At 60.9% G+C, this 19,517-nt stretch carries 20 protein-coding genes; 11 read left to right on the forward strand and 9 right to left on the reverse strand.

Features of this window, described 5'->3' with window-relative positions; translation table 11 throughout:
* Nucleotides 1–70: 70 nt before the first annotated feature.
* Nucleotides 71–955 carry a universal stress protein gene (locus EIY71_RS14995; protein WP_134022150.1) on the reverse strand — a complete coding sequence of 295 codons (885 nt, stop codon included), beginning with the start codon at nt 953–955 and terminating at the stop codon, nt 71–73.
* Nucleotides 952–1,899 carry a universal stress protein gene (locus EIY71_RS15000; protein WP_102687061.1) on the reverse strand — a complete coding sequence of 316 codons (948 nt, stop codon included), beginning with the start codon at nt 1,897–1,899 and terminating at the stop codon, nt 952–954. Before EIY71_RS15000 ends, EIY71_RS14995 begins: the two co-directional genes overlap by 4 nt.
* Before the next feature lie 204 nt (nt 1,900–2,103).
* Between EIY71_RS15000 and EIY71_RS15005 the strand changes: the two genes are divergently transcribed.
* The gene (locus EIY71_RS15005) at nt 2,104–2,667 is read left to right on the forward strand and encodes a GNAT family N-acetyltransferase (protein ID WP_085746153.1); all 564 of its coding nucleotides are present in this window, start codon (nt 2,104–2,106) and stop codon (nt 2,665–2,667) included.
* A gap of 49 nt (nt 2,668–2,716) precedes the next feature.
* Here the strand turns inward: EIY71_RS15005 and EIY71_RS15010 are convergent, their stop codons facing one another.
* The 3 genes from EIY71_RS15010 to EIY71_RS15020 form a co-directional block, all read right to left on the reverse strand.
* Entirely contained in the window at nt 2,717–3,634 is a 918-nt protein-coding gene (locus tag EIY71_RS15010) for a universal stress protein (protein WP_102687060.1), read from the reverse strand.
* 88 nt (nt 3,635–3,722) lie between these two features.
* The gene (locus EIY71_RS15015) at nt 3,723–4,973 is read right to left on the reverse strand and encodes a DUF4010 domain-containing protein (RefSeq protein ID WP_102687059.1); all 1,251 of its coding nucleotides are present in this window, start codon (nt 4,971–4,973) and stop codon (nt 3,723–3,725) included.
* The gene (locus EIY71_RS15020; RefSeq protein WP_085746271.1) at nt 4,970–5,182 is read right to left on the reverse strand and encodes a hypothetical protein; all 213 of its coding nucleotides are present in this window, start codon (nt 5,180–5,182) and stop codon (nt 4,970–4,972) included. The genes EIY71_RS15015 and EIY71_RS15020 overlap by 4 nt, the downstream gene beginning before the upstream one ends.
* Nucleotides 5,183–5,574: 392 nt before the next feature.
* On the opposite strand from EIY71_RS15020, the gene arcD reads away from it, so the two are divergent.
* Both arcD and EIY71_RS15030 read left to right on the forward strand, forming a co-directional pair.
* A complete protein-coding gene (arcD, locus tag EIY71_RS15025; protein WP_134022152.1) occupies nt 5,575–7,065 on the forward strand; it encodes an arginine-ornithine antiporter in 1,491 nt (496 codons plus the stop codon).
* A gap of 89 nt (nt 7,066–7,154) precedes the next feature.
* The gene (locus EIY71_RS15030) at nt 7,155–7,697 is read left to right on the forward strand and encodes an Hsp20/alpha crystallin family protein (RefSeq protein WP_085746149.1); all 543 of its coding nucleotides are present in this window, start codon (nt 7,155–7,157) and stop codon (nt 7,695–7,697) included.
* Nucleotides 7,698–7,739: 42 nt separating this feature from the next.
* Here the strand turns inward: EIY71_RS15030 and EIY71_RS15035 are convergent, their stop codons facing one another.
* Entirely contained in the window at nt 7,740–9,128 is a 1,389-nt protein-coding gene (locus tag EIY71_RS15035; protein ID WP_134022154.1) for an MBL fold metallo-hydrolase RNA specificity domain-containing protein, read from the reverse strand.
* A 98-nt stretch (nt 9,129–9,226) separates the two neighbouring features.
* Nucleotides 9,227–10,147: a universal stress protein gene (locus EIY71_RS15040; protein ID WP_134022156.1), complete on the reverse strand. Its 921-nt coding sequence runs from the start codon at nt 10,145–10,147 to the stop codon at nt 9,227–9,229.
* Nucleotides 10,148–10,493: 346 nt separating this feature from the next.
* On the opposite strand from EIY71_RS15040, the gene fnr reads away from it, so the two are divergent.
* Both fnr and EIY71_RS15050 read left to right on the forward strand, forming a co-directional pair.
* Entirely contained in the window at nt 10,494–11,237 is a 744-nt protein-coding gene (gene fnr / locus EIY71_RS15045) for a fumarate/nitrate reduction transcriptional regulator Fnr (protein ID WP_102717580.1), read from the forward strand.
* 22 nt (nt 11,238–11,259) lie between these two features.
* The gene (locus EIY71_RS15050) at nt 11,260–12,243 is read left to right on the forward strand and encodes a zinc-dependent alcohol dehydrogenase family protein (protein WP_085746145.1); all 984 of its coding nucleotides are present in this window, start codon (nt 11,260–11,262) and stop codon (nt 12,241–12,243) included.
* Between the two features lie 18 nt (nt 12,244–12,261).
* Here the strand turns inward: EIY71_RS15050 and EIY71_RS15055 are convergent, their stop codons facing one another.
* A complete protein-coding gene (locus EIY71_RS15055) occupies nt 12,262–13,335 on the reverse strand; it encodes an NAD(P)-dependent alcohol dehydrogenase (protein ID WP_085746144.1) in 1,074 nt (357 codons plus the stop codon).
* A 219-nt stretch (nt 13,336–13,554) separates the two neighbouring features.
* Between EIY71_RS15055 and EIY71_RS15060 the strand changes: the two genes are divergently transcribed.
* Nucleotides 13,555–14,481 carry a universal stress protein gene (locus EIY71_RS15060; RefSeq protein ID WP_085746143.1) on the forward strand — a complete coding sequence of 309 codons (927 nt, stop codon included), beginning with the start codon at nt 13,555–13,557 and terminating at the stop codon, nt 14,479–14,481.
* 13 nt (nt 14,482–14,494) lie between these two features.
* On the opposite strand, the gene EIY71_RS15065 is transcribed toward EIY71_RS15060, so the two are convergent.
* A complete protein-coding gene (locus EIY71_RS15065; RefSeq protein WP_134022158.1) occupies nt 14,495–15,046 on the reverse strand; it encodes a cytochrome b in 552 nt (183 codons plus the stop codon).
* Between the two features lie 205 nt (nt 15,047–15,251).
* Here EIY71_RS15065 and EIY71_RS15070 point away from each other — a divergent pair, with 205 nt between their 5' ends.
* Genes EIY71_RS15070 through EIY71_RS15090 form a run of 5 tightly spaced genes read left to right on the forward strand, consistent with a single transcriptional unit; the run spans nt 15,252 to nt 19,508 of the window.
* Entirely contained in the window at nt 15,252–15,929 is a 678-nt protein-coding gene (locus tag EIY71_RS15070; RefSeq protein ID WP_102717584.1) for a thermostable hemolysin, read from the forward strand.
* Nucleotides 15,919–17,400 carry an AMP-binding protein gene (locus EIY71_RS15075; RefSeq protein WP_134022160.1) on the forward strand — a complete coding sequence of 494 codons (1,482 nt, stop codon included), beginning with the start codon at nt 15,919–15,921 and terminating at the stop codon, nt 17,398–17,400. The genes EIY71_RS15070 and EIY71_RS15075 overlap by 11 nt, the downstream gene beginning before the upstream one ends.
* The gene (locus EIY71_RS15080) at nt 17,397–18,071 is read left to right on the forward strand and encodes a TenA family transcriptional regulator (RefSeq protein ID WP_039767068.1); all 675 of its coding nucleotides are present in this window, start codon (nt 17,397–17,399) and stop codon (nt 18,069–18,071) included. Before EIY71_RS15075 ends, EIY71_RS15080 begins: the two co-directional genes overlap by 4 nt.
* Nucleotides 18,058–18,867 carry an SDR family oxidoreductase gene (locus tag EIY71_RS15085; protein ID WP_134022162.1) on the forward strand — a complete coding sequence of 270 codons (810 nt, stop codon included), beginning with the start codon at nt 18,058–18,060 and terminating at the stop codon, nt 18,865–18,867. Before EIY71_RS15080 ends, EIY71_RS15085 begins: the two co-directional genes overlap by 14 nt.
* A complete protein-coding gene (locus EIY71_RS15090) occupies nt 18,864–19,508 on the forward strand; it encodes a tetratricopeptide repeat protein (RefSeq protein ID WP_129973185.1) in 645 nt (214 codons plus the stop codon). The genes EIY71_RS15085 and EIY71_RS15090 overlap by 4 nt, the downstream gene beginning before the upstream one ends.
* The last annotated feature ends 9 nt before the right edge of the window (nt 19,509–19,517 follow it).

Consider the following 19,517-nt stretch of genomic DNA (forward strand, 5'->3'; position numbering starts at 1 on the left):
TGTTCGATATGTCAATACGCTGATTGACCAACGGAAAGCATCTCGCCTGCCGAGAGCTCGGCAACGCTCGTCAAATCGCCAGAACGCAGCAAGGTACCTGGTAAAGAATGTGCTCGGTGGTACTGCCCAACCATTTGCTCAAGCCCCGGTTGCGAACTCTTCCCATCACGATGACATCGACATGCTGTTCGTCGGCGAACTCGCTCAGTACGCTAACTGGCCGGCCTTCAACGAAGTGCCGCTGACTGGAGGCCACACCGAACTGCCCGGCCAGTCGAAGAAACGATTTTTGCAGGTCCTCGCGCAGTGACCGAGTCAGCTCGGCCAAGGGCGATCCTCCCATGTCCGCCAGGTACGCGGCGGAAATATCGCAGGCATAGAGCAAGTGCAACTCGGCGTCGCACTGAATGGCCAAGGCACTGGCCTGCCGGATGATCTGCTCGTTCAACGAGTTGTCGGCGGACTCGATATCCGACACCTCGACCGCCGCCAGCACTTTACGAGGCAATACATAGCCGCTTCCGCCCACCAGATACACAGGGACTGGACAATCGCGCAGCAATTGCCAGTCCAGCGGCGTGTAAAACGCGCGCCTGAGGGTCGACACCTGTTCGATTTCCTTGATCAGCAGATCGGGCCCATACGCTTTGACGTGATCAAGGATGCGCTGCTCCACATCAGCGGCCCAGTCCACTTCGGTGGTCACCTCGATCCGCCTGCCGCGCAGATTGACCGCCCGGGCTTCCAGCGTCTGCCGGTGTTCCTCAAGAAATGCTTCGCGTGCCTGTGACCGGTTGCCTGTTTCCAGCAGCGACAAACCGTCGAGCGAGGGAATCAGCGCCAATATGTGCAAGCGCGCGCCACTGGCCTTGGCCAGCGCCGCGGCATGGTTGATCGCAGCGGACTCGCGCAGGAGCGGATTGATGATCAGCAACAACCGTTGATACTGGCTCATAGAGACCTCTCGTCAGATCCAGGACCTTGCACTTCGGTTCGAACGACCGGCCCTACCGCCAGGATGCTGCCGGGTACCGAATACAGCGCCCGCTCGGTATTGCTACCCATCAACCGGTCAATACCTGCGCGGTGCACCGTGCCCATCACGACCACATCCGCCAGGTATTGCTCGACAAACTCGCTGATGACTGGCACTGGCAACCCCATCACAAAATGGCGTCGCTCGGGCGGGATCCCGTAGCGATCGGCGAGGTTGATGAAAGCCTGGTGCAGGGACTGCCGCAGCTCCTCGACAAAATCCACTCCCCATCCGGCACCGACCAGCGGCGCGTCGCCATTGAAGGCCGGTGACAGGTCATAGGCGTAGAGCAGGTGCATGGGCGCGTCACATTGCGTGGCCAGCGCGTTGGCAGTCTGAATGATGGTGTCATTCAGACCGCTGATCTGGGTCTCGGGATCGAACGGATCCACGGCCGCCACGATCCGATGCGGCAGGCTGTAACGGACCTCGTTGACCAGATGCACGGGCACCGGACATTCGCGCAGCAAATGGCAATCCAGCGGCGTTATGAAAACCCGCTTCAGGAGGGGTTCGAGCATCACATCCTTGATCAGCAAATCAGGTTTGAGGTCTGCGACAGCCCGCAGGATATCCAGCAGCGCGTGGGTGGTGAACACCACGTTCACCGTCACCTTCAGTCCCTGTTCCGAGAGTAGCTCAAGCTGATCGGCTACCCAGCGACGGTGGTGGCGCAGATAGCGCTGATAGCCGACCTCATCGATTTTGTCCTCCCACAGGCGAACCACGGGTGCCGGTTCAGCGAAGACCCGAACGTCCAGCGCCGCCCCGCTCGCCTTGGCCAGCGCCACCGCGCGCAGCATGGCGGGCGTCTGATGCAGGGTCTGGTCGGCGACCAGCAGCAAACGTTGATATTGCCCCATCACACACCTCCGCAAGACAACCGCAGGCTTTGAGACTGAGCCTGCGCGACTGGCGCGCAGTTGATTTACATCAACTTCGGACCATTCAACATCGCCGGTCTCTGACCCAGATCAGATTCCTGCCCATTGAGCGGCGTAGAAAGAAAGCGACTGCAGGGCGCTGTGTCCCGCACCCGTCTTTAAAACCGCAAGGAGGGTCTCCTCATGCTCACCGTCAAAGACCACAACGAACGAGCCGCCAATGCCTATGCCTCGATCGCCGGGCAACACTGGATCGAAGCACTCAGGGACGGTCGCCATGTGCTGATCCGGCCCCTTTCGGAAAAGGATCGGGAACGCGAATATGCGTTCATCAAACGCTTGTCTCCGGAGTCGCGACACATGCGCTTTCTGGCGCAGATCAACGAACCGTCGGGCACGATGCTGGATCAATTGATGGACACCGATAATCGCCTGCGCCTGGCCTACGTCGCGCTGGTGCACGACAACGGCCAATTGATCGAGATCGGCGTAAGCCGCTATGCCGCCACGGGTGAACACGAGTGCGAATGCGCCGTTACCGTCGCCGATGAATGGACGCACCTGGGACTGGGGACCCTGTTGATGGAGCACCTGATCTCGGCGGCACGCAAGAATGGAATGCATCGAATGTATTCGGTCGATGCTGCCAGCAATGCCCCGATGCGTGACCTGGCCCGGACGCTGGGGTTTGAACGGCACAATGACCCTGACGATCCCCGCCAGGTCATTCACAGCCTGTACTTGTAGCCTCTGCCGCCGGCGAACGTCCGTACGGGCGATCGCCGGTGCTCCGACGCTAGAGTCCCCTGCCCGGCTTGATCGCCAACACACTGCACGGTGCCCGGTGCAAGAGTTGTTCGGCGGTGGTGCCCAGCAGTTTGGTCAGACCCAGGTGCTGCACCGTACCCGCCACGATCATGTCGACGTTTTGCTCTTCGACGAATCGGCAAATGGCCGGCACCGGCGCACCTTCGATGAAATGACGACACTCCTTCGACACGCCATGACGCTCGGCCATCGCGGCAAACGCCTCATGCTGCGCCGTGCCCAGTGCCTCGTAGATACCGGTGGCCAGTGGCAACGCGCCGACCCCGAAGTCTTGCGCATAGGCGGCGGTCCAATCGTAAACGTGCAACAACTGCAGCCGGGCATTGCACACCTCGGCCAGCTTCGATGCGGCATCGATAATCTGGTCGTTGAACACCAGATCCTGATCTTCGCTGCGCAGCACGTCGATGATCGCCAGAACATGACGGGGGCGAGGGTTCAAGGCGTTGGTCACGAGGTGTACCGGGATCGGGCAATCGCGCAGCAGTTGCCAGTCCAGCGGAGTAAAGAACACCCGTTTCAAGGCCGACTCTTCATGAGCATCCTTGATGATCACCACCAACGGTATCTCATTGATGAATTGCAGAATCTCCGCGTAAGGGTCCTGGACCCAGACTACTTCGCTCGTGACAACGATCCCGTGTCCACGCATCCGGGTCGCCTGTTCTTCAAGCCAGTGGCGATGCTTCTCCAGGTAGGCTTCACGGGCCACGGCCACCTGTTCCGGGGCAAACAGCCCGGCCACTGCCAGCGCCTGTAAATAATCGAATGCCACGATATGCAGCGGTCTTTGCAGCGCCTGCGCCAATGCCAAGGCACGATCGAATGCCGGCGTGTGGTTCATGGCGGGCGGAGCGATCAGCAGCAGGCGGGGTTCCTGTGACATGGTGCACCTCGGCATTGAGCGATGGCAGGGAATGAGTCTCAGGCTGCCCCTTTTACCGACCACCACTTTGATTTTTGTCAGTGTCCAGTCAAATCGTCTCTCGATCCACCAGCAGACCGGCCCACATCGCGGCGGTCAGCAGAATCTGACCGGGTATGACATACGCGGCGAAGCGTCGTCCGCCACTGATCCAGGCCACCAGGCACTTGCTCAACGCGTTACTGCTGACCGCCAGCAACACGGGTGGCGCAATGGCGCTGTAAGCCAACAGGCCACCCTTGGCGAGGGTGGCGATTGAAGCCGTGGAAGAATGGGCATCGGCGAATCCGCTTAGCACGGCAGTCAGCATCACGCCCGCCTCGCCAAAGTGATCGAGCATCAACGAAGACAAAAACGTCACGCCGGCCATGGTCAACGTGACCGCCAGCGCGAGCTTGAGATTGAACGCCCCGCCGACCTTGATCGGTTGGTTCGCAGCGACCGCAGGCCTGGGGAACAGCAGGCCCAGGCTGAACAGCAGCGTTACGCCAAATCCGGCCAGCAACGGCCCCCACAGGTGCGGCAACAGCGCGGTGTCGACCGCGCCGACGATCAGCGCGACCTGCGCCGCCGTGGCCAGGTTCGACAGCAGGGCCGCCGCACTCAGTACCTTGAGGTGCTCCGGGTCTTTGCGGGCGATATGCCCCATCGCCGCAATCGTCATGGTGCTGGAGGCGAAACCGGACGCGATGGCACTGACCGCGTAGCCGTAGCGCACACCCAGCGTGCGCACGGCGATATGCCCGATGGCGCCGACGGCCATCAGCAACACGGTCAATGTACAAAGGGTGCGCAGGTTGAGTGCCGAGTAGGGACCGATGAACCGGTCTGGCGTCAGCGGCAACACCACCAATGCTGCGATCAGCAGCACCAACCCATCGCGCATCTCCGCTTCGCTCAACTGGCTGCGGGCGAAGTGATGGAGTTTCTGCCGGTAAGCCAGCAGCCCCGCCATGACCACGCCAATGGCGATTGCCAGTTCCGGCGCTGTGCCGCATAGCGCGCCCAGTACCAGCACCGTGAGCAAGGCCACTTCGCTGGTCAGCCCCGGATCAGTGCTCAGGCTGCGCCAGTAAGCCACGCTGATCAGCAGCGCCAGACAGCCGCCCACAATACCCAACAGCAGTGCGCCGCCCACTTGCATCGCGACGTAACCCAGCAGCGCCGTGATCGCGAACGTGCGCAACCCGGCACAGGCACGGCTGTCGCCGCGCCCTTTATGCCGCTCGCGCTCCAGACCGACCAGCATGCCGATACCCAGCGCTGCGGCGGCCCCCGCCAGACCCAGTGCGTCGTTCATAGCGCGACGGGGTCACCGGCGCGCGTGACCCTGGGTCGTGCAACCGGCGCTGTATCGACAATCGTTGGCCACACATGAGGCGCATCGATCCGTGCCTTGAGCTGATCGACAAAAGATTGCGCAGCGACCTTGCTGTCAAACCTGACCACGAATGCATCCATTCGCACGATCCATTGATCGTCGCTCGGTCCACTGATTTCAATGTTCATCATCACCTCCAATCGCCGAAAGCAATCCGTCATGCAGTCACCGTTACGTCCTTCGAAGCAGTGTCGTGAGCTCGCCATGAATAGGCTGTCGCCGATGCTATTGCGCCTCAGCGTCAGGCTGAACATTGCAGTCATGTACCGGGGTGGGCGCTGAACCAGACTGCGCCGGGCTACGTGTCCGACACTTGATAATGATCAACAATCCACGCCGCAAACGGTCAGGGTAATCCCTGTGTCAGCGCTCACATCGTGGCGGCGCCCAGGCAAAAACACGGTGTTTGTTCTTTCTGATCTAGATCAAACGGCGTCTGAGTGTTCCCGCAGAAATTAGAGTCAGCATTCACGCCAACGCATTCGGTGAGTGCATACCACCTCGTTTCCCGGAGGCTCCCATGGCTACGCACCTGCAAGGCACGCATTCAACTGTTCCTCCCACCGGTCAACCGATGACGGGCCGTTTGCAAAAAGTCGAGAGCAAACGGCTGTCCCTGAGCCTGCTGATTGCGCTGGTGGTCGGCTCGATGATCGGCAGCGGCATTTTCAGCCTGCCGCAGAACATGGCGGCCAGTGCGGGCGCCGGGGCGATTCTGATTGGCTGGTTGATCACCGGTGTCGGCATGCTCTCGCTGGCATTGGTTTACCAGACACTGTCCAACCGTCAACCGGCGCTGGATAACGGCGTATTTGCCTACGCCCGGGCATTGGGCGGCGAATACCTCGGGTTCAATTCGGCCTGGGGCTACTGGATCAGCGCATGGATCGGCAACGTCAGCTACCTGGTGATTCTGTTTGCCGCGTTAAGTTACTTCTTTCCACTGTTCGGCGAAGGCAACAACACGGCGGCGATTGTCGGGGCGTCTGTGGTGTTGTGGTCGCTGCACTGGATGATCCTCAGCGGGATGCGCACGGCAGCACGCGCCAACGCGCTGACTACCGTGGCCAAAATCGTGCCGTTGCTGTTGTTTATCGGCCTGGTGATCGCGGCATTTCAACGTCAAACCTTCAGCGTCGACTTCTGGGGTTCGCCGGCGCTGGGCAGCACCCTTGACCAGGTCAAAAGCACAATGCTGGTGACGGTCTGGGTATTCATCGGCATCGAAGGCGCCAACGTGTTTTCCGCCCGGGCGGCAGAAAGGGCCAATGTCGGACGCGCCACGGTTATTGGTTTTGTCATCACCCTGTTGCTGCTGATTGCTGTGTCTCTGTTGTCGCTGGGCATTCTCAGGCAACCGGATCTGGCAGCCCTGAAAAATCCATCCATGGCCGGTGTGCTTGAAGCTGCGACAGGACCTTGGGGAGCCGTTCTGATCAGCATCGGCTTGATCATCTCGGTGGGCGGAGCCCTGCTCGCCTGGACACTGCTGGCGGCGGAATCGGTATTCACGCCAGCCAGGGAAAACGTCATGCCGGGCGCACTGGCCGAGGAAAACAGCCGTGGCGTGCCGAATCACGCCCTGTGGATCACCAATGGCTGCATTCAACTGTTTCTGTTGCTGACTTTGTATTCAAGCGCCAGCTACCTGGCGCTGATTTCCCTGGCCACCTCGATGATTCTGCTGCCGTACTTGTTCAGCGGCCTTTATGCGCTGAAGCTGGCCTGGCAAGGGCAGACCTACGAGGGACATCTGGGCCTGCAAATACGCGACGTGGCCATTGCCCTGATCGCCACCCTGTACTGCGTGTGGCTGCTGTACGCCGCCGGGCCGAAATACATGCTGCTCAGCGCTTTGCTCTATGCCCCAGGCTCATTGATTTACCTGGCCAGCATGAAATCGCGCCAGGGACAACCGCTCAACGGCCCCGAAACGGGACTGCTGATCATCATCTGGACGGCGGCGGCCTTCGCCGGCTGGATGCTGTGGACCGGGGCACTGACGCTTTGAGGCCAGTGCCCGCGCCGTATTTTTTTTCCAGGGTGGACTCGCGTACAGGACATTTGCAGCCTGCCCTTCATCTGAGAGGAGTCGTCAAAATGAGCAATTCCGTGAAAAAAATGCCGATCCATCCCGAGGACAAATCGAGCCAGCTGCCCCTGCCATCAGACCCGTGGCGCCCTCTGGAAAAACTCCGGCAACAGGTTGATCGCCTGTTCGAAGATTTCAATCGCGGTTCGGCGCTGTCGCCGTTCAGCCGTGGACTGTTCGATGTCGAACCCTTCTGGCGGCGCGAACTGAGCAGCCACGGCCTGCCTGCCGTGGACATCACCGAAAAGGACAAGAGTTTCGAGATCACGGCCGAGTTGCCCGGCATGGATCAAAAGAACATCGAGCTCAAGCTGTCCAACGGCAACCTGATCATCAAGGGGGAGAAGAAAGAGGACAAGGAGGAAAAAAGGAAGGGCTATCACCTCAGCGAGCGTCACTACGGCTCCTTCGAGCGAGTATTCAATCTGCCCAAGGGCGTTGATGCCGAGAAGATCGAAGCCAGCTTCAGCAAAGGTGTGCTGAACATTTCCCTGCCGAAAAAGCCCGAAGCCATGAAGGCGGACAAGGTCGTGCCGATCAAGGCCGACTGACCGCCTGACAGCCTCCGCCCGATAACGGCGGGGGCTTTTTCATCAGAGTCGCGAATGCTCTGGGGCATCGGTTTCGCCTAAATCCACGCTGTCACGATACTCCGGCACCGACACCGACCATCCCAGTTCCAGGCTGATGCGGCGGCGCAGCGTGTCGGATGCGTTTGGCTCGCCGTGCACCACGAAGGTGTGTTTCGGCGGCCGCTTGAATCCACGCAACCACTGCATGATTTCGTCGGCGTCGGCATGCGCCGACAGGGTTTGCATGGGTACCACCTCAGCGTTGATGGGTACGTCCCTGCCATGGATGCGTACGCTGGGAGCGCCCGCGACAATCTGCGCCCCACGGGTGCCACCGGCCTGAAAGCCCGGCATCAACAATGTGTTGAGCGGGTTGGGAGCCAGCGCCTTGAGATGATGGACGACCCGCCCTCCCGTCGCCATGCCGCTGGCAGCGATGATCACCGCCGGGGTGCGCAGTTGATCAAGCTCTCTCGAGTCCTGAACAGTCCGGACAAACTGCGCGACATGGCACATCCCGTCGCAGGCCTGCGCAGACAATTTGTGCTCGCTGCGAAATCGCTGATACAGGCCCGTGACGTCAGTAGCCATGGGACTGTTCAGGTAGACAGGAAGATCGGGAATCGCTTTTGTGCGTTTCAATTGATACAGGTGATACATCAGCAATTGGGCACGTCCGACTGCGAACGATGGCACCAGCGTGATGCCTCGGCGCAACGCAGTACGGTTGATGACCTCGGCCAACTGTTGATGCGGCGATTCGGCTGGATGCTTGCGGTCGCCGTACGTTGACTCCACCAGCAGAAAGTCCGCTTGCTCGACGATTTCCGGGGCGAGCATCAAGGGATCATCCGGTCGGCCAAGATCCCCTGAAAACACCAGGGACCGTCCGTCGGCAACCACCGTGACCGTCGCTGCGCCCAGGATATGCCCGGCGCAGCGTAGCTCGATGGTCATGCCGGGGATGATTTGAACCTTGTGACGCAACTCCACCGGCCGTAACAGTTTCAATGCTTGTGCCGCATCTTGCTCGGTGTAAAGCGGCTGCGCCGGGTTATGCTTCGAGAAGCCATGCCGATTGGCGAACTCAGCCTCTTCTTCCTGCAATCGGCCACTGTCCAGCAACAGGATCTTTACCAGTTCACAGGTCGCTGGCGTGGCGTAGACCGGGCCGCGATAACCATTGCGTACCAGTACCGGCAGATAGCCGCTGTGATCAAGATGGGCATGGGTCAGTACAATCGCGTCAAGACCGCCGAGAGGGAGCGGGAACGGGTCGCGGTTGTGCAATCGCAGTTGCTTGTAGCCTTGGAACAGGCCGCAATCGATCAGTACATGTTGATCATGATGTTCCAGCAAATACTTGCTGCCCGTCACCGTGCCCGCAGCACCCAGAAATGTGATTCGCATGGCCGTTTCCTTGAACGCTCAGAGGAGCACTATTGAGCGCTCCTTCTGGCTCGGGAGCCGTTGATTTTTATCAACTGCAGGCCTGACAGCGCTGACTTTCACTCGGAGGGCTGCGGCGGTTTGACGATCATCAGACTGCAGGGAGCCTGGTTCAACACGCTCTCGACGATACTGCCGATGAACCGGTGTTTGCCGTCGGGATACAGCGTGCCCAGCACCACCATGTCAAAAGCGTGCTGCCGGGCAAACAGGCCGATGACCTTTTGCGGGATGCCGGTCAGCAAGTGTCTGCATGAACTCTGGATGCCGTAGCGTTCAGCGAGTGCTTCGAAAGCTTCTTGCTGGGCGTCCTCGATTGCACCTTTCAGACTGCCATGCAGGCTGCCTGTCGGCACACTTGCGGCCCCATCACCCATAACCGCCCAGCAACCGACATTGAGCAGGTGCAGCGTCGCGTCGCAGCCGGCCGCCAGTGTGGAAGCGAGGTCGAGTATCCGGTCGTTCAACCCTTGCGTCAGTTCTTCCAGATGCGACAGATCGACCGCCGCAAGAATTTTCATTGGCCTGGCATGCCCGGCGTGGGTCACCAGGTGCAGGTGTGCCGGACATTCGCGCAGCAAGTGCCAGTCCAGCGGGCGATGAAAGGCGCGGTCGAGTGCCGGGACGTAATGGGTATCCTTGATGACCAGGTCCGGATGAAAGTCATTCACGTACTCAAGCACGTGCGCCAGGTTCGATCTGGCCCAGACCACTTCAGTAGTAACGTTCAAGCCAATGCATCGTTTGAAGCGGGCCTGCTGCTCCAGCCAGTGCCGATGCACTTGCAGATACCCTTCCCGCGCCTGGGCCATTGCTTCCGGTGCAAACAGCCCGGCCGCTGCCAGCACCGGGACATAATCGAACGCGACGATGTGCAACAGCGCTCCGCTCGCACCACCCAGCGCATAGGCGCGTTCAAAGGCCGGGGTCAGGATCATTTCACCCGGGGCTATCAATAGAATGCGTTTGAGTTTGAGCATCACGTGCCTCTCCCCGAAACGTGTATCTGGAAGATTGCAAACTTCATTTCCTGTGCCGGAACCCGGGCGTCGAAGCACGCACAAAGGCTTGATGCATGACGTCCCCCAGCGTGGTCACAACAGGCAATGCTGTCGTTCAAGTATCTGGCGGCGTTCGTGCGCAGTACTGATTTTTATCAATTGAGTCGGCGTTGCGTCACAGCAGTGATGCATGACTCATTTCCAATACGCCTGGATATTCGACAGCAACGGCTCCGTTCGTCGTTTCAGCTGGGCTCACGACACTTTTTGCGTGTCCAAGGCGCCTTGAGAACTATGCTCAACAGGTGACGGGGAGGGTTTCCTGGTGGCAGAAACTCGCGCGTACCACGACCAGCATCTCAAAACCGCATGCTCCAGTTGCAGCGTGCTGGAGCTCTGTCTGCCGCTCGGCTTGACCGGTGGGGAAATCGAGCGTCTGGACACGCTGATCGTGCAGAGATCGAAGGTCAAAAAAGGTGTGGCGCTCTACCGTGCCGGCGACCCCTTGCGCTCGCTTTATGCCGTGCGGCTGGGCTCGTTCAAGACCAGCGTGCTGTCGATCGACGGTCGCGAGCAAGTCACCGGGTTCCAGATTGCCGGTGAAATGCTCGGTCTGGACGCCATCAGTTCGGATCTGCACACCTGCGATGCAGTCGCGCTGGAAGACAGCGAAGTCTGCCCCATCCATTTCGGTCATCTGGAAAAACTGGCCAGGGAGCTGCCATCACTGCAGCACAACCTGAACAAGATCCTCAGCCGGGAGATCGTTCGCGATCACGACATGCTGATGATGCTGGGCAACATGAGCTCGGATGAACGCTTGGCAGCGTTCCTGTTGAACATGTCGCAACGCTTGAACTCTCGTGGTTATTCGTCGCGCTGCTTTGTGTTGAAGATGCGTCGGGAGGAGATCGGCTCTTACCTGGGCCTGCGCCTCGAAACCATCTGTCGCGGCATCGCCCACCTGCGCGACATGGGGCTGGTGGAAATCACCGGCCGCGACGTCACCATTCAGAACATGGATGGGCTCAAGCAGTTGATCGTCGGCTGCCATCGTCACCTGCGGTGACCCTGCCGACGGGAGTGACGTCATGCGCGCCATGGTTCTGCACCGCCCCGGCCAGCCTTTGATACTTGAAGAGCGGCCCATTCCCACGCCCGGCTCACACCAGTTGTTGATCAAGGTTTTGGCCTGCGGGGTGTGCCGTACCGATCTGCATCTGGTCGACGGTGAGTTGCCTCAGGCACGGTTGCCACGGGTGCCGGGGCATGAGGTGGTCGGCGCCGTCTCGGCCGTCGGTAGCGATGTCGGGCCCGAATGGGTCGGCCGAAGGGTCGGCGTTCCCTGGCTGGGCCGAACCTGCGGTCAGTGTTCGTTTTGCCGCACGGGCCGGGAAAACCTTTGCGACAAGGCCCAGTTCACCGGTTGCCATCTCGACGGTGGTTATGCCGAGTACCTCGTGGCCGACGCCCGTTTCTGCCTGGTCATTCCTGAAACCCTTTCCGATACCCAGGCTGCGCCGCTGCTGTGCGCAGGGCTGATCGGTTTTCGCGCATTGCAAATGGCCAGGGAGGCGCGCCATTTGGGGCTTTACGGTTTCGGGGCTGCGGCGCATCTGGCGATTCAGGTCGCACGCGCACGCAAACAGAAGGTGTATGCCTTTACACGACCGGATGACAGCGAAGGCCAGCGCTACGCCCGATCGCTGGGCGCCGAATGGGCCGGGCCTTCGGATCAGCCACCGCCACACCTGCTCGATGCCAGTCTGATCTTCGCCCCGGTCGGGGCCCTGGTGCCGTTGGCGCTGGCTGTCACGGCCAAAGGGGGGGGCGTGGTCTGCGCCGGAATTCACATGAGTGACATTCCGGCCTTCCCCTACCGGCTGCTGTGGGGCGAGCGCAGCGTCCGCTCGGTGGCCAACCTGACCCGCGAAGATGGCACGGCTTTTTTCGCGGAGCTGCAGCACGCCCCGGTGCACTGCGACACCACCCTGTTTGCGCTCGAAGAAGCCAATCAGGCACTGGAGCGATTGCGCGCCGGGCAATTCAACGGCGCGATCGTGCTCGTCCCGTGAGCGGCAGGACCTGCACCTTCACGGTGTAATCGCCACTTTCATCACCCCGTCACGCTGGTGCGCAAACAAGTCATAGGCTGCTTCGATGTCATCCAGTTTGAATCGGTGAGTCACCAGCGGTGACAGGTCAACCATGCCGCTCTGCACGACCGCCATCAAACGCCGCATACGCTCTTTCCCGCCGGGGCACAGGGTGGTGACGATGCTGTAATCGCCCAACCCGGCCGCAAAGGCGTCGAGGGGTATGTGCAGGTTGCTCGAGTAAACACCCAGGCTCGACAAGCGGCCGCCCGGACGCAGCACGCGCAACGCCGATTCAAAGGTACCTTGTGTGCCCAGTGCCTCGATCGCGACATCGACACCGCGCCCATCGGTGAGGGCCATGATCTGCTCGACCACATCGCCCTCGCGAAAATTGACGACATGCGTGGCCCCCAATCGACGCGCTACCGTCATGCGTTCGGCCACCGCATCGACACCGATGATCGTGCTGGCGCCTTTGAGCCGGGCACCGGCGACTGCACACAGACCAATGGGGCCGAGGGCGAATACGGCGACGCTGTCGCCGATGCTCACCTCGCCCCGTTCGGCACCGGAAAAACCGGTGGACATGATGTCAGGACACATCAGCACTTGTTCATCACTGAGGCCGTCCGGTATTGGACACAGATTGGCCATGGCATCGGGCACCAAGACGTATTCGGCCTGGCAGCCATCGATGGTGTTGCCGAACTTCCACCCGCCGATGGCCCGGAAACCATGACGAGTGTCCGGCCCGTCCTGAGAACCACAGCCACACAGGCAAGCATAACTTTGCCCACTGGGAGTGATGGCGCCGGCAATCACGCGTTGCCCCTCTACAAACCCGCGCACCTGTGATCCCAGACGCTCGATGAAGCCCACCGGCTCGTGACCGACCGTCAAACCCTGCGCCACCGGGTATTCGCCGCGCAGGATATGCACATCCGTACCGCATATAGTCGTGGTGGTTATTCGAATCAAAGCGTCCTGCGGGCCAACTTCGGGGATCGGCTTGTCGTCGAGCACGATGCGATTGTTCTCGACGAAAATCGCGGCTTTCATGGTGGCCATGAGCATTCTCCTGAGGGATTCGACTCGTAACCCAGCCTGCGCCGCACGGTCTGGCCAGCGTTTGATAATGATCAACAATCGACGACATCCACCTCGATTGACCACCCGTCTGACGGCGTTCTGCCGACCATCGGTTGTTTGACAAAGATCAAACGGCCACCCCGCGCCTGGCGCAGCCTGTAACCATCGGTTCAAGTGTCCTGCCAAAGGAGAGTCGTCATGTCAGAGCAATCGCGTTACATGCTGGTCGCCTCACCCCTGATGGAAAACAACCCTGCCTTCGACCGTGCAGCGGCACTGGCCAAGGCGGCGGGCGCGGCCCTGCACATCGTGGCTTTCGATTATCTGGAAGGTCTGGCGACCGCCAGCATGGTCAACGAGCAAGCACTGGAACAGATGCGAATCGGCTATATCGAGCGTCATCGTCAGTGGCTCGAAGAACGGGCGCATTCGATGCGCAAGCTCGGGGTCACCGTCACCACGGAAGTGGTGTGGGTGGAACGGCCCTTACAGGAAATCCTCATTCACCTCAGAGAACAGCCCATGGCGGCGTTGATCAAGGCGCTGGAGCCGGAATCGCTCCTGTCACGGTTGATGTTCACCCCGCTGGATATTCACCTGCTGCGCGAATGCCCGGTGCCGCTGCATTTCGTCAGCCATGTCGGGCATGCCCTGCCCCGCAAGATCCTGGCCGCCGTGGACCCGTTCCACCGTGACGGGCAGTACGCCGGCTTCAACGACCGGATCCTGCGCGAGGCCGCCAAACTGGCCAGCCTGTGCAATGCCGAACTCGACGTGCTGTATGCCCATGATCTGTCATCAATCAGCGCCAGTGAATTCGGCTTCAACAATGCCTCGGCGTTCTTCTCCTCCAGCTCCGCCAAGTCCCTGTTCGATGCCCAGGCTGCCGCCTTTCGCGAACTGGCCGAGCGCAACGGCATTCCGGACGAGCGTCAGCACATGGTCATGGGCAACCCGGCCAAGGTGCTGTGCAGCTACGCGAGCGGGTATGACATCGACATGATCGTCATGGGCCGCGTCGGCCATCGCGGCGCAGGCCGGCTGGTCGGCAGCACGGTAGAACACCTGCTGTACAAGATTCCGTGCAGCGTATGGGTGGTGTCGCCGGAACACCTGGCTGACTGAGCGGGCCTGGTCCTCAGGAGCGATTGCGCCCGCCCAGCATCCGGTCCAGGGTGTCGTCGCCGACCCAGTAATGATGGAACAGTCCGGCAGCGGCATGCAGGCCGATCAGCCAGTAACCGGCATTGCCGATCAGCTCGTGCCAGTACTTGATCTGCTTGGCCAGGTCCGGATCGACCGCCACCGGCGCCGGCACATGAAAGCCGAAATACGGAAAAGGTTTGTCGCCGGCCGCGAGCATCAGCCAGGCCAGCACCGGGGTGGCGATCATCAGCCCATACAGGGCCAGGTGGATCAGGTGCGCGATTGCCGTCTGCCAGGCAGGCGGTTTGGGGGTGATCGGCGGACGCGGCGTCAGGCGGCCAAACAGGCGCACCCACACCAGAACGAAAATGCTCGCGCCGAACATCCCGTGCAGGCCCATTAACAGGCCCCGCGCTTCGCTGCCTCGGGGCATGAAGCCTTTGATTTCAACGCAGGCATACACGCCCACGAACAGCGCCAGCATCAGCCAGTGCAAGGTGATCGACAGTTTTCCATAACGGGGTGCGGCCATGTCGCGGGTCATAGTTGCCTCGTGATTGTTGTAAGCGACGGCCGACTCGTTCGGCTGTCTCGATCCGGTTGCCGGGCGAACCGACGGCGTCACACTGCCGTGACAGTCTTAAGACAATCTGAAGATCCGTCGTTCGTTAACCTTTTTTCACCTTCAGACTTCGTTAAGAAATGGTCCGGATACTCCACTCAAACCTATTGAGGGAGGCGTTCAGCCCATGCCCGATTCTGACTGGAACATCCACCTGCCCCTGCGTTTTGGCCAAGGCGAAACAACGCAGATGCAGCTGTCGAGCGCCCAACCCGGCGACGCTCAACGGGCGGCGTTCGAAGCGTTTATTCAACAACGTTTTCGCAAGGCCCACGGCGCCGATATCCGCCATTTCATGCCTGAACTGTTTGGTGTGCACAACGACTCCGGGGACTTGTGCGCGGTCGCTGGAGTACGTCGTGCGCACCTTGAACCACTTTTTCTCGAACGTTACCTGGATGAACCGATCGAGCCGTTGATCAGCGCGGCGGCAGACCATCCGGTGGAGCGCAGCGCGATTGTCGAAGTCGGCAACCTTGCCGCCAACGACACCGGCAGCGCGCGCCTGAGCATCATTGCGATCACTTATCTGTTGGCCATGGGCGGTCTGGAATGGGTGACCTTCACCGGCAATATCGGGCTGGTCAACAGCTTCCATCGCCTGGGTCTGAAGCCGGTGACGCTGTGCGCCGCTGACCCGGAGCGTCTGGGCGATGACCGTCACCACTGGGGCAGTTACTACGAAAGCAAACCCTGGGTGCACGTGGGCAATATCCGCTCCGGTTTCATCCATCTGCGCAACATCGGTCTGTTCAGTCGGCTGGGATTGCCGACTTCTGTCGAAGGAGCCTGCCATGTCGCTTGAACGCCAACGATTCCAGGAAACCCTGCGCAGCCATGCAGGGCGCAATGACAACGCCCTGGCGTTATGGGGCGACACGCTGAAAATCAGCTACACGACGCTGTACGCCGAGGTGATGTACCGCCAGCAGCGCCTGCGCGATGAAAACGTGAAGGTCATTGCCCTGGCACTGGACAACGGTGTCGAGGCCATACTCTGGGATCTGGCGGCGTTGTTTGAAGGCTTGACGTGCGTGCCCCTGCCGCCGTTCTTCAGTCCGGCACAACGTGCCCATTGTCTGGAACAAAGCCAGGCCGAAAGAGTGATCGCCGAACCGGAGCTGGAGCCAGAATTGCTCGCCGCCGGTTATGAACAACGCGGTGAATTCTGGTGCCGCGCCTTTGAAGGCCCGAACCGCCTGCCAGTCGGCACCGCCAAACTGACGTTTACCTCCGGGACCACCGGTACACCGAAGGGCGTGTGCCTGAGCGCCGACAGTCTGCTGCGGGTCGCTCGGGAGCTGGAAGAGGCCAGCAAACCCACAGCCCCTCAACATCACGTGGCGTTGCTGCCGCTGGCGATCCTGCTGGAGAACCTCGGCTGTTACGCGGCGCTGTACGCCGGTGCGACGCTGAGCGTGCCGAGCCAGAAAACCCTGGGCATCCAGGGCGCCAGCGGCGTCGACCTGCCGCGCTTGCTCGGCTGTCTGGCCAGCCGGGCACCCGAGAGCCTGATTCTGGTGCCGCAATTGCTGCTGTTACTGGTCAGCGCTGCCGAACAGAAAGCCTTCGATCCGCAATCGCTGCGTTTTGCCGCCGTTGGTGGCGCACGGGTATCCGAGGATCTGCTGCACCGCGCGCAACGGGTCGGCCTGCCGGTCTACGAAGGCTACGGCCTGTCCGAATGCGCCTCGGTTGTCTGTCTCAACCGGCCTGGGGCTCGACGTCCGGGCAGCGTCGGGCGGCCCCTGCCCCACGTCGACGTGCGCTTGGCCGAAGATGGTGAGGTGTTGATCAAAGGCTCGCCCCTGCTCGGTTACCTTGGCGAACCGGCGTACACCGATGAGTGGTGGCCCAGCGGCGATCTGGGGGAGTTCGACCCGGAAGGTTTTCTCTACCTCAAGGGCCGCAAGAAGCATCAGTTCGTCACCAGTTTCGGCCGCAACGTCAACCCGGAATGGGTCGAATCCGAACTGACCCAGCGTCATCACATCGCCCAGGCCTTTGTGTATGGCGAAGCCTTGCCGCACAACCACGCCCTGCTCTGGCCGCACCGTCCGGACTGCACCGATGCTCAGCTCGCCGCCGCCGTCGCCGCTGCCAACGAGGCCTTGCCCGATTACGCCCAGGTGCATCACTGGACACGTCTCAAACAACCTTTCACGGCCGCCAACGGCCTGCTCACCGCCAACGGTCGCCCGCGCCGTGAGGCAATCGTCGCGCAGTACCGTGCCGTGCTTACCGAATCCGCCCTTTCCGAGGAATCCGCACCATGAGTTTTTTCGACACCCTGCAAGAAGCCACGCACCAGGAACGCCACGAGCTGTTCAATCTGCCGATCATCCTTGATGCGCTGCAAGGCAAGGTCAGCCTTGAAAGCTATCGCGCGTTTCTCGCCCAGGCCTACTACCACGTGCGTCACACCGTACCCTTGATGATGGCTTGCGGCGCGCGCCTGCCAACGCACCTGGAATGGCTGCGCAAAGCCGTGTGCGAATACATCGAGGACGAATACGGCCACGAGCAATGGGTGCTCAACGACATCGAGGCCTGTGGCGGTGACCGTAACGCGGTGCGTGACGGACAGCCGTCGCTGCCGATCGAGCTGATGGTCAGCTTTCTCTACGACCTGATCGCCCGAGGCAATCCGGTGGGCCTGTTTGGCATGGTCAACGTGCTCGAGGGCACCAGCATCGCCCTGGCCACCCACGCCGCGGGCAGTATCCGCGAGCGTCTGGCCCTGCCGGAAACGGCGTTCAGCTACCTCAGTTCCCACGGCTCGCTGGACATCGAGCACATGCAAACCTATCGCCGGCTGATGAATCAGCTGGAAGATCCGGCCGACCAGGCGGCGGTGATCCATGCCTCGAAAGTCGTCTATCGGCTCTACACCGACATGTTCCGCGGCCTGCCCCGTGACGCGGAGGCTCAACATGCAGCTGCATGAAGCCCGTGTGGTGTTGACCGGTGCCAGCGGCGGCATCGGGATGGCGATCACGCGTGCCTTGTGCGCTGCCGGTGCGCAGGTCCTGGCGGTCGCGCGGCATCAGGAATCGCTGCGCCCGTTGCTTGACCTTTACCCACAGAACCTGTGCTGGGTCGCTGCCGACCTGACATTCCTCAGCGACCGGCGCAAGGTGCTGGCCGCCGCCGAGGCCATCGGCGGCATCAACCTGCTGATCAACGCCGCCGGGGTCAATCATTTCGCAATGCTGGAACAGCTCGACGACAGCGACATCAACGCCATGCTGGCGGTGAACATCGGTGCGCCGATCTGCCTGACCAAACTGTTGCTGCCGCTGCTCAAGCAGGCCGACAGTGCCATGGTGGTCAACGTCGGCTCGACCTATGGTTCGATCGGTTATCCAGGTTATGCCAGTTACTGCGCGACCAAGTTTGCCTTGCGCGGATTTTCCGAGGCCTTGCGCCGAGAGTTGGCGGATACCCGGGTCGGTGTGTTGTACGTGGCGCCCCGCGCCACGCGCACCGCCATGAACAGCCCCGCCGCCCAAGCCTTGAATGACGCACTCAAATCCAGCGTCGACGACCCGCAAGCCGTCGCGAATGCCGTAATCCATGCAATTGCCGGCGATCGCCGAGACCTCTATCTGGGCTGGCCGGAGCGCTTTTTCGTACGCCTCAACAGCCTGCTGCCCAATCTGGTGGATCGCGGTCTGCGCAAGCAATTGCCATTGATCCGTCGCCTGAGTGAAAAACCTGAAAACGAGACGCCGAAACCATGAAAAAAATTCTCGCCTGTGTGCTGCTGGGCGCCCTCAGTCAAAGTGTCTGGGCGCTGGACGCTGCCGATCAACAACGCCTCAACAGCATCCAGCAGAGCTGGGCGCACATCCAGTACGAAACACCGGAAAAACAGCGCGCCGCTGCATTTGAACAGTTGGCCGTCCAGGCAACGCACTTCGCCACCGAACGTCCGGCCGTCGCCGAGGCCTGGATCTGGAAAGGCATTGTCACCAGCAGTTGGGCCGGTGCCGAGGGCGGGCTCGGGGCCCTGGGCAAAGCCAAGGACGCCAAAGCCGATCTGGAAAAATCCCTGAACCTCGACCCCAAGGCATTGCAAGGTTCGGCCTACACCAGCCTCGCCGCGCTGTACGATCGGGTACCGGGATGGCCGATCGGGTTCGGCGACAGCGACAAGGCTGAACAACTGCTCAAACAAGCCCTGCAACTCAACCCGGACGGCATCGACAGTCTGTACTTCTGGGGCGATCACCTTTACCGTCAAAAACGCTACGCTGAAGCCAAAGCAGCGCTGCTCAAGGCCCTGCAAGCCGCTCCACGCCCAGGCCGGGAAAGTGCCGACGCCGGGCGCCGCAAAGAGATCGCCGCGTTGCTGGTGGACGTGAACAAGAAACTCGACTGACAGGAGTCC

It is taken from the genome of Pseudomonas sp. CH235, assembly GCF_004368175.1.
In the GTDB taxonomy this organism is placed as follows: domain Bacteria; phylum Pseudomonadota; class Gammaproteobacteria; order Pseudomonadales; family Pseudomonadaceae; genus Aquipseudomonas; species Aquipseudomonas paraglycinae.

What these genes read in the sequence shown, in the direction of transcription:
- EIY71_RS15030 (WP_085746149.1), top strand. Translation starts at nt 7,155, where the DNA reads ATGAGCAATTCCGTGAAAAAAATGCCGATCCATCCCGAGGACAAATCG.
- EIY71_RS15075 (WP_134022160.1), top strand. Translation starts at nt 15,919, where the DNA reads ATGTCGCTTGAACGCCAACGATTCCAGGAAACCCTGCGCAGCCATGCA.
- EIY71_RS15055 (WP_085746144.1), bottom strand. Translation starts at nt 13,335, where the DNA reads ATGGCCACCATGAAAGCCGCGATTTTCGTCGAGAACAATCGCATCGTG.
- EIY71_RS15020 (WP_085746271.1), bottom strand. Translation starts at nt 5,182, where the DNA reads ATGAACATTGAAATCAGTGGACCGAGCGACGATCAATGGATCGTGCGA.
- EIY71_RS15085 (WP_134022162.1), top strand. Translation starts at nt 18,058, where the DNA reads ATGCAGCTGCATGAAGCCCGTGTGGTGTTGACCGGTGCCAGCGGCGGC.
- EIY71_RS15060 (WP_085746143.1), top strand. Translation starts at nt 13,555, where the DNA reads ATGTCAGAGCAATCGCGTTACATGCTGGTCGCCTCACCCCTGATGGAA.
- EIY71_RS14995 (WP_134022150.1), bottom strand. Translation starts at nt 955, where the DNA reads ATGAGCCAGTATCAACGGTTGTTGCTGATCATCAATCCGCTCCTGCGC.
- EIY71_RS15050 (WP_085746145.1), top strand. Translation starts at nt 11,260, where the DNA reads ATGCGCGCCATGGTTCTGCACCGCCCCGGCCAGCCTTTGATACTTGAA.
- EIY71_RS15005 (WP_085746153.1), top strand. Translation starts at nt 2,104, where the DNA reads ATGCTCACCGTCAAAGACCACAACGAACGAGCCGCCAATGCCTATGCC.
- EIY71_RS15090 (WP_129973185.1), top strand. Translation starts at nt 18,864, where the DNA reads ATGAAAAAAATTCTCGCCTGTGTGCTGCTGGGCGCCCTCAGTCAAAGT.
- EIY71_RS15035 (WP_134022154.1), bottom strand. Translation starts at nt 9,128, where the DNA reads ATGCGAATCACATTTCTGGGTGCTGCGGGCACGGTGACGGGCAGCAAG.
- EIY71_RS15000 (WP_102687061.1), bottom strand. Translation starts at nt 1,899, where the DNA reads ATGGGGCAATATCAACGTTTGCTGCTGGTCGCCGACCAGACCCTGCAT.
- EIY71_RS15015 (WP_102687059.1), bottom strand. Translation starts at nt 4,973, where the DNA reads ATGAACGACGCACTGGGTCTGGCGGGGGCCGCCGCAGCGCTGGGTATC.
- arcD (WP_134022152.1), top strand. Translation starts at nt 5,575, where the DNA reads ATGGCTACGCACCTGCAAGGCACGCATTCAACTGTTCCTCCCACCGGT.
- EIY71_RS15070 (WP_102717584.1), top strand. Translation starts at nt 15,252, where the DNA reads ATGCCCGATTCTGACTGGAACATCCACCTGCCCCTGCGTTTTGGCCAA.
- EIY71_RS15010 (WP_102687060.1), bottom strand. Translation starts at nt 3,634, where the DNA reads ATGTCACAGGAACCCCGCCTGCTGCTGATCGCTCCGCCCGCCATGAAC.
- EIY71_RS15080 (WP_039767068.1), top strand. Translation starts at nt 17,397, where the DNA reads ATGAGTTTTTTCGACACCCTGCAAGAAGCCACGCACCAGGAACGCCAC.
- EIY71_RS15040 (WP_134022156.1), bottom strand. Translation starts at nt 10,147, where the DNA reads ATGCTCAAACTCAAACGCATTCTATTGATAGCCCCGGGTGAAATGATC.
- EIY71_RS15065 (WP_134022158.1), bottom strand. Translation starts at nt 15,046, where the DNA reads ATGACCCGCGACATGGCCGCACCCCGTTATGGAAAACTGTCGATCACC.